The following is a 14,195-nucleotide window of genomic DNA, read 5'->3' as shown; positions in this document are numbered from 1 at the left end:
GAATTACAATAAAAAACGAAATAAATTGAATTACTACAATATAATATTAGTTCAGAATTGGCACGAAATTAATTTCAAATCCCGTGCCAGTCTATTTTTTATTATCGAACAATAACCTTTGCGCCCTTCTCCGTGCGTTCATACAAATCAAGAATATCCTGATTCATCATACGCACGCAGCCCGATGACATGGCCTTACCGATAGACCACCATTCCGGCGTCCCGTGGATGCGATAACCGGTATCTCCACCCTTGTTATAGAGATAAAGGGCACGTGCACCGAGCGGGTTTTTGAGACCGGGACCCATACCATTGCGATATTTTGCCAGTTCCGGCTGGCGTCTGATCATGGCTGCCGGCGGCGTCCAGGTCGGCCATTCACGTTTCATCGCAACCCGTGCCGTCCCGCTCCAGCCAAAACCTTCGCGCCCCACACCAATGCCATAACGCATGGCCCTACCATCCGGCAGGACGAGATAGAGAAACTTTTCGCCTGTTTCGACGATGATTGTACCGGGCGTTTCACTGGTCTTGTACTTGACGATCTGACGGCGATATTGCTGCGGGATTTTCTCATTCGGAATAGCTGGAATCGTATAACCGGCATCACGAACTGAAGAATAGGATGCAGTATAGAAAGTCCCTCCGACTGTAGAACAACCAGCTAGTGCACCGGCAAGAAGAAGGGCTGAGGTTAGCTGCAAGACGCGAGACTTCATATATTTTCCCCGGATTGGAATGGGCCATCGGCAAGAGCGAATCGCTCGTTCACTCACAAAGATGAGGGAGTATTATTAACCACTCGTTAACCGTAAATTGAAAAAGACATTATTTGGCCACTTTATTGCCATCACTACCATAATATTGCGCCAGATTAGCCGCAGGTTTTGCGGCTTTTGGCGGTTGTTTCGGGCAATTTTCCTGCACAAAATGTACAAATGCCAATTGTGATTCCAAAACAAACCCATCCACTTTTTGACGGACGGCAATCCGAAAATGCGATGCTTGTTCGTCGCGGTGTGCAACGTCTGTTTCTGAAAATGGAACTGGCCGTCTTGCCTGAATTGTCCCTGGCTTCGGGAAGGCGTGCGGACCTGATTGCCGTCAGTCGCAAAGGCGAAATCTGGATTGTCGAAATCAAATCTTCAATCGAGGACTGGAAGGCTGATCGCAAATGGCCGGACTATCGCAACCATTGCGACAGGCTGTTCTTTGCCACCCATCCAACAGTGCCAAGCGATATCTTCCCGAAAGATTGCGGATTCATTTTATCGGATGGTTATGGCGCGGAAATATTGCGTGATGCACCCGAACACAAACTTCCCGGTGCAACCCGCAAAGCACTGATGCTGCGCTTTGCACGAGTAAGCGCCGCACGACTTACAATTGCAGAACTTGCAGGACTGGAGATACCCGAAGCAAATATTGACTAGTGCATTGACTAGCCCCATTGACTAACGGGGAGCACGCTTTGCCAGAATTCGCTGCAAGGTACGCCGATGCATATTGAGCCGACGTGCAGTTTCGGAAACATTGCGTTCGCACATTTCATAAACCCGCTGAATGTGTTCCCAGCGAACACGATCGGCAGACATCGGATTTTCCGGTGGTGCAACCTTTTCGCCCGGACGCCGGGTAAGCGCTGCAAAGACCTCATCCGCATCGGCTGGCTTGGACAGATAATCAATCGCACCAAGCTTTACCGCATTTACAGCAGTTGCAATATTTCCATAACCGGTAAGTACAATGGCACGGGTATCAGTGCGACGGGCACGAATGGCTTCGATCACATCAAGGCCGTTTCCGTCACCAAGGCGCATATCCACCACCGCATAAGCGGGGGCTGCGAGTTTTGCAGCGGCGATGCCTTCTTCAACCGATTCCGCAGTCGTCACCTGAAACCCGCGCCCTTCCATGGCACGGGCAAGACGCTGCAAGAATGGCTTGTCATCATCAACCAGAAGGAGGGTCGGATCGTTGCCAATGGCTTCGGTGTCTTCCTGCTTCAAGTCTTCCATGGGTGCTTCCTGCCTGAATTTTTGTTTCTTTATTGATACCCCTGCGTCAAAAAGTCAAATAGCCATTGAATTATTGAAGCAATCCAAGCAAAAAATAATAAATCAAGACAGGACAAACGCCTGTATTTGCAAAGAATTTTTACAATTAACCCTGTGAAAGAGTTGCATTAAATTTGCGTCACTGCAAAGCAAAGATCAAATAAATATCGAAGATTATCGAATGTATTCATTATCTTACAGTGAATGCTGATCGAGGCCAAACCACTTTGACCTCAGCCCCCTGCCCCGGATTTTTACGATTTTTAAAACTGATCTGCGCGCCTGAGCGCTCAAGCAAGGTTTTTGCGATAAAAAGACCCAGACCCAGTCCGCCACCGCCATTATGAGCGTTATCGCGACTGGTCATATAAGGCTCACCGATTCGGTCAAGAACCTCCGGCTTGAAGCCTTCACCATCATCCTGGATCGTTACCGAGACCGTGGTGTCGGTCCAGCCCCATGTCACACAGACCTCATTACGCGCAAAATCGACGGCATTTTCGATCAAATTTCCAAGACCATAAAGCAGGCCCGGATTACGCCGCACAACCGGCTCAGGCTTTGGGCCTTCCATTTTTACTACATCAAGCACAACACCAAAATTACGATGCGGTTCAATCACCTCCTCAACCAGCGACGAGAATGGAAGACGCGACATATGTTCTTCATTTTCAGAAGAAAGACTGGTCAGGCGTTGCAGGATTTCACGGCAACGCGCGGCCTGAGATTGCAACAGCGCAATATCTTCTGCCAGTGCAGGATCGCTATCGGGCTTTTTTGCATAAGTGCGCTGCATTTCCTTGACCACCAGCGTGATGGTCGCAAGCGGTGTGCCAAGCTCATGCGCGGCGGCAGCAGCAAGCCCATCAAGGGCAGTCAAATGCTGTTCGCGCTGCAAAATCAATTCGGTCGCGGTCAAAGCGTCTCCGAGCTGGCGCGTTTCCTCGGCGATACGATAGGCATAAACACCGGTAAAACCCAAAGCCGAGATAATCGCGCACCAGATGCCCACCACAAAAAGGAAGGGCAGCACCAGCGTCTCACCAGGATACCATGGCAAAGGCAGGTGATAGAATATCAAAAACGAGGTGCAGAACACGGCCAGCAAAGCTAGTCCCAGCGTGTGCCGGACTGAAAGTGAGGTCGCAGAAATGATAACCGGCGCAATCATCAAAATGATAAATGGGTTCTGCACGCCACCCGTCAGATAAAGCAGACCTGCCAATTGCAGAATGTCAAAAGCCAGAACCAGACTTGCAGCATCAGGGTTCAGCCGGTGATTGTTTGGAAAATGAAAGGCGAGATAGAGATTGAGCCATGCGGAGGCTGAAATCAGCGCAAGACAAATACTGATCGAGAAGCTGAATTGCAGATAAAGCGCCACAAACATGACGGCTGCCGTCTGCCCGGCAATGGCCAGCCAGCGCAGGCGCACCAATGTGGTGAGGCGCGGTCTGCGTGAAAGATTGGAAGCGCGATTGTCAAATTCTGCGTGCATGATCACCCCTGTTGGCCCCTTATGTGCCAAGGTGCAGGCTTAATGCAAGAAAAACTGTGTCATCCCGTCGCAGGCAATTATGTACCGCGCGGTTTGGCCCTGCGTGTCGCTTGCGCATTCACCGGATCTTCAGGCCAGACATGACGCGGATAACGCCCACGCATATCAGAGCGCACATCAGCCCATGAGCCTTGCCAAAACTTAGGCAAATCGCGCGTGATTTGAATTGGACGATGGGCGGGTGACAGTAATTCCAGCAAAAGCGGCACATTGCCATTGGCGATTGCCGGATGCGTGTCGAGGCCAAAAAGCTCCTGCACACGCACCGCAAGGACTGGTTCCTCTGCATCATAGCGGATCGGGATATGGGAGCCGGTCGGAACGGTAAAATGTGTTGGCGCCAGTTTTTCGACGCTTCGTTGCATATCAAAAGGTACAAGGCTCATCAGGCCATTTTTAAGCGCATGGGCCGGGATGCGGTCAAGTTGCGCTTCGCCGTTAAGAAAGGGCAAAAGCCAGTCATCAAGGCGTTCAATGAGAGTATCATCATCCATGGCCGACCACGGATCACCAAGGCCACGATAAAGCCAGCCCAGACGACGGCGCAGGATTTGCGTATCCTTGCCCCATGGCAGGATTTGCAGACCATGTTCGCGCACGGCCGCAATCACACCTTCATCGGCGCTCACCCCTGAAGGTGCGGCCAATGGCTTTTCTGAAAGAGCAATCGCACCGATCCGCACCGCTTCACGCGCACGCAATGCGTTTTTTTCAGCATCATAAACAACCTGCCGTCCGCTTTTTATTCTCGTACCCAGAGCTGCACGGATTTCCGTCTCCGTCACTTCCGCCGCAGACAGAATACGCGCCCTGCCCGCTTTGCCCGACATGTCAGTCACCACCAGCCATGGCGCACGGCTGAGACTGACAGCAGGGTCAAGCTCGCCGCCGCGACCATTGGCCAGCAGAAATTGTCCCGTTATGCCACGCGCCTTGGCGATACGGTCGGGATAAGCATCAATCAGCATACGGCCGATAGAAGAGCCGGCTGCCGGGCCTTTGTTCGGCACATTGGCGCTCAGACGTTTTGCAAGATTTCTGGCGCGTTGCGCACGATCAGAGCGGTCATTGCGAAAGCGTGACATGCGCATGTCGAGATCAATATCATTGCCACCCAGACCACGCTCCGTCAAAAGCATGGCCAGCTCTGCCGCCCGCAAAGCCTCGCCGCGTTTACCAGCCTCTGCCACCATGGCGCCAAGTCGTGCAGGGAGTGCCAGTGAGCGCATGAGCTCGCCATCTGCGGTCAAACGCCCTGCATCATCAAGCGCACCAAGCCGGATAAGCAGCGCTTTGGCCTCTTTCAGGGCCGGCGCCGGTGGCGCGTCGAGCAGTGGCAATGTTGCGGGATCTGTCACACCCCATGCGGCTGCATCCAGCACAAGACCAGAGAGGTCGGCTTCCAGAATTTCCGGTGGTGAAAAGGCAGGGAGTGCTGCGGTCTGTCCCTGATGCCAGAGGCGAATGGCAATGCCCGGCTCTGTACGACCAGCGCGACCGGCACGCTGATCAGCGCTGGCGCGTGATGTTCGTACGGTTTCAAGGCGCGTGAGGCCAGTGGCGGGTTCATACTTTGGCAGACGCGCAAGACCTGAATCAATCACCACTCTTACCCCATCAATGGTAAGGGACGTTTCGGCAATCGATGTCGCCAGCACCACCTTGCGGTGGCCCGACATTGCGGGTTTGATCGCCGCATCCTGTGCACTGCCCTCCATTGCACCATAAAGCGGAGCCAGAATGATATTGGCAGGCAGAAAGCTTTCCAGCATGCGTGCTGTGCGTTCGATCTCGCCCTGACCGGGGAGAAAAGCGAGAATACTGCCGGTTTCATCGGCCAGAGCCTCGCGAATGGCGCCTGCCATCGCATCTTCGATAGGTTGGTCGGCTTTGCGTTCGCGATAGCGAATATCGACGGGAAAGGCACGGCCTTCACTTTTAACAACCGGCGCATCGCCTAAAAGTGAAGCGACACGTGCGCCGTCAAGCGTTGCCGACATGACAAGGATTTTGAGATCATCGCGCAGGACTGACTGCACATCAAGCGCCAGCGCCAGACCAAAATCGGCATCAAGACTGCGCTCATGAAACTCATCGAATAAAACCGCGGCAACACCCTTGAGATCAGGATCATCAAGGATCATACGCGTAAAAACGCCCTCGGTGACGACAAGGATTCTGGTTTTGGCCGAAACCCTGCTTTCAAGGCGCATGCGATAGCCGACCGTTTCGCCGGGCTCTTCATCAAGCAATTGCGCCATACGCCGTGCAGCCGCACGCGCTGCCAAGCGACGCGGCTCAAGCAGCACGATCATGCCGTTCCCCCGCCAGTCCGCGTGCAAAAAATGCAGCGGCACCAGCGTTGTCTTACCCGCACCGGGAGGCGCAACCAGAACAGCACTGGCATGCGCGTTCATGGCGGCATCAAGCTCCGGCAATATGCGGGTAACGGGAAGATCGGGCAAGCGCGTCAAAAGAGTGTCCGTGGTTGAGGCATTATCTCTGCTGCTTATCACACAGGAGCAGATATGATCCATTCTCGTTTTGACATTGAGAGAGAATAGCATTCTGAAAAAAGCTATTTTATGAGCAATTGACATACTCCCCCAGAGTATATAGGTTTTGTGAAAATCGGGAGATTTCATGCCGCACTCACCGGAAGATAAAAAACGCGCCCTGACGCGACTAAAACGCATCAAGGGTCAGGCTGAAGCTCTGGAACGCGCGGTGGAAGCAGGCACGGAATGTGCTGCCTTGTTGCAGCAGATTGCCGCCTTGCGGGGGGCTGCCAACGGATTGATGGCGGAAGTGCTGGAGAGCCATTTTCGCGAGACATTCAGTCAAAATCGCGGGCAAGCCCGTGAAACAATGGCCCGTGAGACCATAGCGCAAAATGCAGTGGCTGATCCCGATACACAAATCGACGAAATCATGCGGATTTTGCGCACCTATCTGAAATAGGGCGCACGGAAAAAAGGATTGCAAACATGAAGTCACGCGCAGCCGTTGCCTGGGAGGCAAAAAAGCCGCTCACTATCGAAACCGTTGAAATCGGCGGCCCACGTGCTGGCGAAGTGCTGGTCGAAATCATGGCGACCGGCGTTTGCCACACCGATGCCTATACGCTTTCAGGCCTTGATTCTGAAGGCAAGTTTCCCGCCATTCTCGGCCATGAAGGGGCTGGTATTGTGCGCGAAGTGGGTGCCGGTGTGACATCGGTCAAGCCGGGTGATCATGTGATCCCGCTTTACACGCCGGAATGCCGCCAGTGCAAAACCTGCCTGTCACAGCGCTCAAACCTTTGCACCTCGATCCGCGCGACACAGGGGCAAGGCCTGATGCCCGACAATACATCGCGCTTCTCATGTGATGGGGGCGAGGTGTTCCATTATATGGGCTGCTCGACCTTCTCCAACTTCACCGTTCTGCCGGAAATTGCTGTCGCCAAGGTCCGCGAAGACGCGCCTTTCGACAAGATCTGCTATATCGGCTGCGGTGTGACCACGGGTATTGGCGCAGTTATTTATACAGCCAAGGTTCGCCCGGGTTCCAATGTCGTGGTGTTTGGTCTTGGCGGCATTGGTCTTAATGTCATTCAGGGCGCACGCATGGTTGGCGCTGACAAGATCATCGGTGTGGACATCAATCCATCCAAGGTGGAAATGGCAAAGAAATTCGGCATGACCGACTTCATCAACCCGCGCGAAGTGGGCAATGACAAGGTGGTTCAGGCCATTCAGGACCTGACCGATGGCGGTGCGGATTATTCATTCGATGCCACAGGCAATACCGATGTCATGCGTCAGGCACTGGAATGCTGCCATCGCGGATGGGGTGAATCGATCATCATCGGGGTTGCTGAAGCAGGCAAGGAAATTGCCACACGCCCATTCCAGCTTGTCACCGGGCGCGTCTGGAAAGGCACGGCCTTTGGTGGCGCACGCGGTCGTACCGATGTGCCAAAAATCGTTGACTGGTATATGGAAGGCAAGATCGACATCGACAGCCTGATCACCCACACCATGCCGCTTGATGAAATCAACACGGCTTTCGACCTGATGCATGAAGGAAAATCAATCCGTTCGGTGATTGTCTACTGATGAGCGAAAAGCTTTTCATTTCCCATTGGGATGAGTTCGACAAGCTGACCCCACGCGCACTTTATGCAATATTGAAGCTGCGTGTGGATGTTTTCGTGGTCGAGCAGAATTGCGCCTACCCGGAAATCGACGGCAAGGATTATCATGCGTTTCAATTGCGCGTTCTGGATGGTGAGGAACTTGCAGCAAGTCTGCGGGTTCTGCCACCGGAAGCGGATGGCAAGCCGGCGAAGATCGGGCGGGTTGTCGTGAGCGCTGATTATCGGGGTTACAAACTTGGTCATCGCATCATGAAAGAGGCGGTTGCTTTTGCGCAAGACCACTTTCCGGGCATTGCCATTGAACTGAATGCACAAAGCCATTTGCAAAAATTTTATGGCGCATTCGGTTTTGTCGTCATTTCGGATGAATATCTCGAAGATGGTATCCCGCATGTCGATATGCGCTTAGAATCCGCCTAGGGTCAGATCCGCAAGAAAGTGCTACCAGATGTTTTTATTGCACCGCCATATGTCGTTTTATATCGCAGCCATTGGCGGTGCATTGGGTTTCATTCTAGCCTGGTTTCTGGACAGACAGCTTGCCCCGGTCATCGGAGCAAACTGTTTTTTTCTGATCTATCTGATCCTGGCGCTTTGTGCCTTGCCGAAGCTGACCGCAGCCTTTCTCAAGAAACATGCAGCCACAGCGGATGAGCCGGCATGGATCATCTTTCTGGTGACATTTGCCACCGTTTTGGTTGCGATCATATCGCTGTTTGTACTGATCAATCAAAAACCGGAAGCCAGCCTGATTGCCCTCATCGTCACGCTCACTTCGGTGCCACTTGGCTGGTGCACTATTCACATGATGACAGCAATCCACTACGCGCATTTATACTGGCAGCCAACAGAGCCGGCCGGAAAGGATCCGGCACATGCCAGCCCTGTACGCGGTGGATTTGCATTTCCCGAAACGCCGCAACCCTCTGGCTGGGATTTTGCCTATTATGCTTTCATCATCGGTATGACCGCACAAACATCCGACACCAATGTGACCACAACCGCAATGCGAAAGGTGACGCTTTTGCACAGCGTCGTGTCATTCTTCTTCAACACTGTCCTTGTGGCTGCAACGGTCAATGTCGCTGTAGCCCTTGGTTAAGCTATTCCGGGAGTCATGATCAATCATGGAAACAATTTCGACTGCAAAATGCTTTGGTGGAACGCAAGGCGTCTATCGCCATAAAAGCGAAACCACTCAATGCGACATGAGTTTTGCTGTTTTCATGCCACCACAGGCAAAGGATGGTCCGGTGCCAGTATTGTGGTATCTCTCCGGCCTGACCTGCACACATCAAAATGTGATGGATAAAGGCGAATATCGGAAAATGGCATCAGAATTGGGAATTGCCATCATTTGCCCCGATACAAGCCCACGCGGAGATGACGTGCCGGATGAGCCAGATAATTGGCAATTCGGCAAGGGAGCAGGCTTTTATGTCGATGCCACGCAGGCACCCTTCGCCAAAAACTATCAGATGTATAGCTATATCACCAAAGAACTGACCGATCTTGTGGCAGATAAATTCCCGCTGGATATGGCGCGTCAGGCAATCAGCGGCCACTCCATGGGTGGTCATGGTGCGCTGACGATAGCGCTCAAAAACCCCGACCGTTTCAAATCGGCCTCCGCTTTCGCACCCATTGCACAACCCTCGACAGCCGGATGGTCAAAGCCTGCATTGGAAAAATATCTGGGGGCTGAGGAACGCGCATGGCGCATCTATGACGCAACTTTGCTGATTGAGGATGGCGCCCGATTTTCAGAGTTTATGGTTGATCAGGGTACAGCCGACAGCTTCCTTGATGAAGGTTTGCGACCATGGCTGCTGGAAGAAGCCTGCAAAAAAGCGGGTATCCCTATCACGCTCAACATGCGCGAAGGCTATGACCACTCCTATTTCTTCATCTCGACCTATATGGATGAGCATCTGAAATGGCATGCAGAACGGTTGAAAAAATAGAATACAGGCGGGGCAAAAGCCCCGCTTTGTCAAATACGCGCAATCCCCGGCAAATTTGACTGCAAAATTTGGAAAAATCGCTGTTAACGCCTATATTAAAGCCATGTTTGTCGAGTGATTCGACAGGGTTTTTGATGCTGCTATGACAGCAGGATTTAGGGCCGCATTCGCGGCGCATTTTCGAAAGATTTTCATGAGCGAGACTCCAGAGATGAATTCCGAAGCCCCCGCCGAATATGGCGCGGATTCCATTCGTGTTCTGAAAGGCCTCGACGCAGTTCGCAAGCGTCCGGGCATGTATATTGGCGATACGGATGACGGCTCGGGCCTGCATCACATGGTCTACGAAGTCGTAGACAACGCAATCGATGAAGCACTTGCCGGACATGCCACTCTGGTAACGGTTACACTCAATGCTGATGGCTCCTGTACTGTTACCGATAATGGTCGCGGTATTCCGACTGACATCCACAAGGAAGAAGGCGTTTCAGCTGCTGAAGTCATCATGACCCAGCTTCATGCCGGTGGCAAATTCGACCAGAACTCCTATAAGGTTTCCGGCGGTCTGCATGGCGTGGGCGTTTCGGTTGTGAATGCGCTGTCGATCTGGCTCAGGCTGAAAATTCGTCGTGCCGGTAAAATTCATGAAATCGCCTTCACCCATGGCGTGGCCGATGCGCCACTGGTTATTACAGGTGATGCAGGCAGCGAGACCGGCACGGAAGTCAGCTTCCTGCCGTCGCCTGAAACTTTCACCATGGTCGAATTCGACTATGACACGCTGGAACGCCGTTTGCGCGAGCTGGCATTCCTCAATTCCGGTGTTCGCATAAGGTTGAGCGACCGTCGTCATGCAGACGTACGTGAGCAGGAGCTGCATTATGATGGCGGCGTTGTCGAATTCGTAAAATATATCGACCAGAACAAAAAATCGCTGCTGGAAGAGCCGATCTATATCCGCAGTGAAAAAGACGGCATGACTGTTGAAGTCGCCATGTGGTGGAATGATTCCTACCACGAAAAAGTGCTTTGCTTCACCAACAATATTCCGCAGCGCGATGGTGGCACACATCTGGCCGGTTTCCGTGGCGCCCTGACCCGGCAGGTTACAGGCTATGCCGATGCATCCGGCATGACCAAGAAAGAAAAGGTCAGTCTGACCGGCGATGATTGCCGCGAAGGTCTGACAGCGGTGCTTTCAGTCAAGGTTCCTGATCCGAAATTCTCGTCGCAGACCAAGGACAAGCTGGTTTCTTCAGAAGTCCGTCCGGTCGTTGAAAGCCTTGTCAATGAAGCGCTTTCGACATGGCTTGAAGAACATCCATCCGGTGGCAAGATCATCGTTGAAAAGGTCATTCAGGCAGCCGCAGCCCGCGAAGCCGCGCGTAAAGCACGCGACATCACCCGCAAGAGCAATCTGAGTGTGACATCGCTGCCGGGCAAGCTTGCCGATTGTCAGGAACGTGATCCGGCAAAATCAGAAATCTTCATCGTCGAGGGTGACTCTGCCGGTGGCTCCGCAAAAAGCGGTCGCTCGCGTCAAAATCAGGCCATTCTGCCATTGCGCGGCAAAATCCTGAATGTGGAACGTGTTCGTTTTGACCGTATGATCTCGTCCGATCAGGTCGGCACGCTGATTACCGCCCTTGGCACCTCAATCGGCAAGGATGAAACACACGGTTTCAATCCTGACAAGCTGCGCTACCACAAGATCATCATCATGACGGATGCTGACGTGGACGGTGCGCATATTCGTACATTGCTGTTGACCTTTTTCTTCCGCCAGATGCCGGAACTGATTGAACGCGGTCATATCTATATTGCGCAACCGCCACTTTATAAGGTCACTCGTGGCAAGTCTTCGCAATATATCAAGAATGAAGCGGCCTTTGAGGATTTCCTCATTGAAACAGGCCTTGAAGAGGCCGCTCTTGAAATGAGCAGCGGTGAAGTACGTGCAGAGCCAGACCTTCGTTCCGTGGTTGATGATGCACGCACATTGCGTCAACTTCTTTCCGGGCTTCACACCCGCTATGATCGCAGTGTTGTTGAGCAGGCAGCGATTGCAGGCCTTCTCAACCCGGCAGCAACAGTAAACGATGCCGCTTCACAGTCGTCTGCCGATATTGTTGCCAAGCGCCTCGATATGATTTCAGAAGAAACAGAGCGTGGCTGGACTGCCCATGTAACAGAAGATGGTGGCTATCGTTTCGAGCGCATGGTGCGGGGCGTGAAAGATGTTGCCATTCTCGATATGGCATTGCTTGGTTCTGCTGATGCCCGCCAGATCGACCGGGTGGCCGCACGTCTGTCGGAAGTATTTGCAGAGCCGCCGGTTCTGCGTCGCAAGGATAAAGTCGAGACCCCTTCCGGCCCGATGGCGCTGCTTGATGCAATTTTCGCAACTGGCCGCAAGGGGCTGGCATTGCAGCGTTACAAAGGCCTTGGCGAAATGAACGCCGAACAGCTTTGGGAAACAACGCTTGATCCTAATGTGCGCTCGCTGTTGCAGGTCAAGGTCAATGATGCAACTGATGCTGACTCACTTTTCTCCCGTCTGATGGGAGATGAAGTGGAACCACGGCGCGAGTTCATTCAGGAAAATGCGTTGAGCGTCGCCAATCTCGACGTTTAATGCAAACTCCAACCAGAGCAAAATAAAACTCGACAAGACTGCATTCAAATCATGCATTGAGGGCGCCATCTGATCTCATTCAGATCGGCGCCCTCAATATTTTCTTGCGCCTGAAATATGCGCAGTTCTTTTCCGTAACATGCTCTATACAGAAAAGCCCCGCAATGCGGGGCTTTTCAAAACTTCAATCTGATCAGATCAGATTAGAACTTGTATGCAACGCCAAGACGAACTTCGTTGGTCTTGAACTTGTCACGAACAGTAATGCTGTCAACTCCGTCAGAGAAATTGAAGTTCTTGCGACCATAATCGGTGTAACGATATTCGAGGCGAAGGATAACATTGTCTGTTGCTGCATAATCAACACCAGCGCCTGCTGTCCAGCCCGTAAGGGTCTTGCTTGAAGAGTAGCCTTCCGAAACGCCGTCAATAGTTCCGTTAATGGAATTTTTCACGCTACCGAATGCAACACCACCAGAGATATAAGGCAGGAAGCGATCAACTGCGTAACCAGCGCGGGCACGAACAGCACCAGACCAGCGCAGCTTGCTTTCAATGCTTGCACTATCACCGTCTTCGGTCGCCGAAATGCTGTCCTTGAGGTTATTGTAGGTTATATCACCATCAAGACCGAGAACAACACTGTTGCCGAGGTCGAAATTATAACCAGCATAGAGACCACCGAGGAAACCATCCGGCTTCAGGTTAAGAGCACCATATTCGCCATCATACTGGCTGAAACGCGACTTGCCCCAGCCGTAGCCGATCTGACCACCGAGATAAGCGCCATTCCAGGTAAAGGTAGGAGCAACGATGACCGGAGCTGGTTCTTCGTAAACGATAGCGTCGGCGGCTTTGGCACCGGTTGCAGCAACAAGAGCGATGGTTGATGCAAGAAGAAGAGACTTAAGTTTCATAACGTAACCTCCAGGGAGAAAAAGGAATACTCATTTATTGCCCCCAATATAAACCACCCGTCCGTAATGTCTGTAACAAGAATGCAACAGTGAACACCTGTCCGAAAAACATGCGCATTTCCGGGTGTTTATGCTAAAAATCGACAATTATTGGTTATTAAACAGTTAATCGATTAAGTGCTTCATCTGTAAGATTATGACGTTACTTCAAGAAAACTAAGCATTTGTCCAAATAAACAAGGCGCACTAATATTGGAGTGCGCCTTGTTTATGTTCCAATTTTTATGCGTGTGCAAAAATATCCGTATCAGGCCAGCCCATCAGATCAAGCTCCGAGCGGGTTGGCAAAAACCTGAAACAGGCCTCGGCCTGTTTTGTGCGGCCATCACGCTCAAGGCGATGTTCAAACACAGCTTTCAAACGATGCAGGTAAAGAACATCGGACGCTGCATATTCAAGCTGCGCCTGCGAGAGAACTTCTGCTGCCCAATCCGACGACTGCTGCTGTTTGGAGATAGAAACATCAAGCAGTTCGCCGCAGATTTCTTTCAAGCCATGGCGGTCAGTATAGGTGCGGGTCAGCTTGGATGCGATCTTGGTACAGAAGACCGGCTGCGGCATGGTGCCGAATGTATGCGCCAGCACCGCCAGATCAAAACGGCCAAAATGAAAGATTTTGGTGATTGATCGATCTTTCAGAAGCTTGACCAGATTGGGAGCCTTCTTCTGGCCGGCTTCAATCTGGATCACGTCAGCCGTACCGTCACCGGGCGAAATCTGCACAACGCAAAGCCGGTCGCGATGTGGATTAAGGCCCAGCGTCTCGGTATCGATTGCGACCGAATCCACCTGATAATGTTCAAGATCAGGCAAGTCGTTTTTATGAAAACGGATAGTCGTCATTTAGTCTTCCTTACTGCGCA

13 protein-coding genes are annotated in these 14,195 nt (G+C 52.2%); 7 read left to right on the top strand and 6 right to left on the bottom strand.

Annotated elements, in window-relative coordinates; genetic code table 11:
• Positions 1–101: 101 nt before the first annotated feature.
• Entirely contained in the window at positions 102–719 is a 618-nt protein-coding gene (locus FHY56_RS09435) for a L,D-transpeptidase (protein WP_140904911.1), read from the bottom strand.
• A 219-nt stretch (positions 720–938) separates the two neighbouring features.
• Here FHY56_RS09435 and FHY56_RS09430 point away from each other — a divergent pair, with 219 nt between their 5' ends.
• Positions 939–1,433, top strand: a complete 495-nt coding sequence (locus tag FHY56_RS09430; protein ID WP_140904910.1) for an MmcB family DNA repair protein — start codon at positions 939–941, stop codon at positions 1,431–1,433.
• A 21-nt stretch (positions 1,434–1,454) separates the two neighbouring features.
• On the opposite strand, the gene regA is transcribed toward FHY56_RS09430, so the two are convergent.
• From regA to hrpB, 3 genes are all read right to left on the bottom strand, one after another.
• Positions 1,455–2,018 carry a global response regulator transcription factor RegA gene (gene regA / locus FHY56_RS09425; RefSeq protein ID WP_140904909.1) on the bottom strand — a complete coding sequence of 188 codons (564 nt, stop codon included), beginning with the start codon at positions 2,016–2,018 and terminating at the stop codon, positions 1,455–1,457.
• Between the two features lie 229 nt (positions 2,019–2,247).
• On the bottom strand, positions 2,248–3,555 hold the full coding sequence (locus tag FHY56_RS09415; RefSeq protein ID WP_140904907.1) for an ActS/PrrB/RegB family redox-sensitive histidine kinase: 1,308 nt from the start codon (positions 3,553–3,555) through the stop codon (positions 2,248–2,250).
• Positions 3,556–3,632: 77 nt separating this feature from the next.
• Positions 3,633–6,089 carry an ATP-dependent helicase HrpB gene (gene hrpB, locus FHY56_RS09410; protein ID WP_140904906.1) on the bottom strand — a complete coding sequence of 819 codons (2,457 nt, stop codon included), beginning with the start codon at positions 6,087–6,089 and terminating at the stop codon, positions 3,633–3,635.
• Positions 6,090–6,258: 169 nt separating this feature from the next.
• Between hrpB and FHY56_RS09405 the strand changes: the two genes are divergently transcribed.
• From FHY56_RS09405 to gyrB, 6 genes are all read left to right on the top strand, one after another.
• Positions 6,259–6,576, top strand: a complete 318-nt coding sequence (locus tag FHY56_RS09405; protein ID WP_140904905.1) for a metal/formaldehyde-sensitive transcriptional repressor — start codon at positions 6,259–6,261, stop codon at positions 6,574–6,576.
• A 26-nt stretch (positions 6,577–6,602) separates the two neighbouring features.
• A complete protein-coding gene (locus FHY56_RS09400; RefSeq protein WP_140904904.1) occupies positions 6,603–7,715 on the top strand; it encodes an S-(hydroxymethyl)glutathione dehydrogenase/class III alcohol dehydrogenase in 1,113 nt (370 codons plus the stop codon).
• Complete coding sequence (locus tag FHY56_RS09395) at positions 7,715–8,176, top strand: GNAT family N-acetyltransferase (RefSeq protein ID WP_140904903.1); 462 nt, start codon at positions 7,715–7,717, stop codon at positions 8,174–8,176. The genes FHY56_RS09400 and FHY56_RS09395 overlap by 1 nt, the downstream gene beginning before the upstream one ends.
• A gap of 28 nt (positions 8,177–8,204) precedes the next feature.
• Positions 8,205–8,858 (top strand): DUF1345 domain-containing protein, encoded by a 654-nt coding sequence (locus FHY56_RS09390; protein ID WP_140904902.1) that lies wholly within the window; start codon positions 8,205–8,207, stop codon positions 8,856–8,858.
• 25 nt (positions 8,859–8,883) lie between these two features.
• Positions 8,884–9,720: an S-formylglutathione hydrolase gene (gene fghA / locus FHY56_RS09385; RefSeq protein WP_140904901.1), complete on the top strand. Its 837-nt coding sequence runs from the start codon at positions 8,884–8,886 to the stop codon at positions 9,718–9,720.
• Between the two features lie 193 nt (positions 9,721–9,913).
• Complete coding sequence (gene gyrB, locus FHY56_RS09380) at positions 9,914–12,355, top strand: DNA topoisomerase (ATP-hydrolyzing) subunit B (protein ID WP_140904900.1); 2,442 nt, start codon at positions 9,914–9,916, stop codon at positions 12,353–12,355.
• 203 nt (positions 12,356–12,558) lie between these two features.
• Here gyrB and FHY56_RS09375 read toward each other — a convergent pair whose 3' ends face one another.
• Both FHY56_RS09375 and FHY56_RS09370 read right to left on the bottom strand, forming a co-directional pair.
• A complete protein-coding gene (locus tag FHY56_RS09375; protein ID WP_140904899.1) occupies positions 12,559–13,272 on the bottom strand; it encodes an outer membrane protein in 714 nt (237 codons plus the stop codon).
• Between the two features lie 282 nt (positions 13,273–13,554).
• The gene (locus FHY56_RS09370) at positions 13,555–14,175 is read right to left on the bottom strand and encodes a ribonuclease D (protein WP_140904898.1); all 621 of its coding nucleotides are present in this window, start codon (positions 14,173–14,175) and stop codon (positions 13,555–13,557) included.
• Positions 14,176–14,195: the final 20 nt, after the last annotated feature.

It is taken from the genome of Brucella gallinifaecis (assembly GCF_006476605.1).
Classification (GTDB): Bacteria; Pseudomonadota; Alphaproteobacteria; order Rhizobiales; family Rhizobiaceae; genus Brucella; species Brucella gallinifaecis.
This window is presented reverse-complemented; position numbering and strand designations above follow the sequence as displayed.

Coding starts and splice junctions, on each gene's coding strand:
- FHY56_RS09435 (WP_140904911.1), bottom strand. CDS start 719: ATGAAGTCTCGCGTCTTGCAGCTAACCTCAGCCCTTCTTCTTGCCGGT.
- FHY56_RS09430 (WP_140904910.1), top strand. CDS start 939: ATGCCAATTGTGATTCCAAAACAAACCCATCCACTTTTTGACGGACGG.
- regA (WP_140904909.1), bottom strand. CDS start 2,018: ATGGAAGACTTGAAGCAGGAAGACACCGAAGCCATTGGCAACGATCCG.
- FHY56_RS09415 (WP_140904907.1), bottom strand. CDS start 3,555: ATGCACGCAGAATTTGACAATCGCGCTTCCAATCTTTCACGCAGACCG.
- FHY56_RS09405 (WP_140904905.1), top strand. CDS start 6,259: ATGCCGCACTCACCGGAAGATAAAAAACGCGCCCTGACGCGACTAAAA.
- FHY56_RS09400 (WP_140904904.1), top strand. CDS start 6,603: ATGAAGTCACGCGCAGCCGTTGCCTGGGAGGCAAAAAAGCCGCTCACT.
- FHY56_RS09395 (WP_140904903.1), top strand. CDS start 7,715: ATGAGCGAAAAGCTTTTCATTTCCCATTGGGATGAGTTCGACAAGCTG.
- FHY56_RS09390 (WP_140904902.1), top strand. CDS start 8,205: ATGTTTTTATTGCACCGCCATATGTCGTTTTATATCGCAGCCATTGGC.
- fghA (WP_140904901.1), top strand. CDS start 8,884: ATGGAAACAATTTCGACTGCAAAATGCTTTGGTGGAACGCAAGGCGTC.
- gyrB (WP_140904900.1), top strand. CDS start 9,914: ATGAGCGAGACTCCAGAGATGAATTCCGAAGCCCCCGCCGAATATGGC.
- FHY56_RS09375 (WP_140904899.1), bottom strand. CDS start 13,272: ATGAAACTTAAGTCTCTTCTTCTTGCATCAACCATCGCTCTTGTTGCT.
- FHY56_RS09370 (WP_140904898.1), bottom strand. CDS start 14,175: ATGACGACTATCCGTTTTCATAAAAACGACTTGCCTGATCTTGAACAT.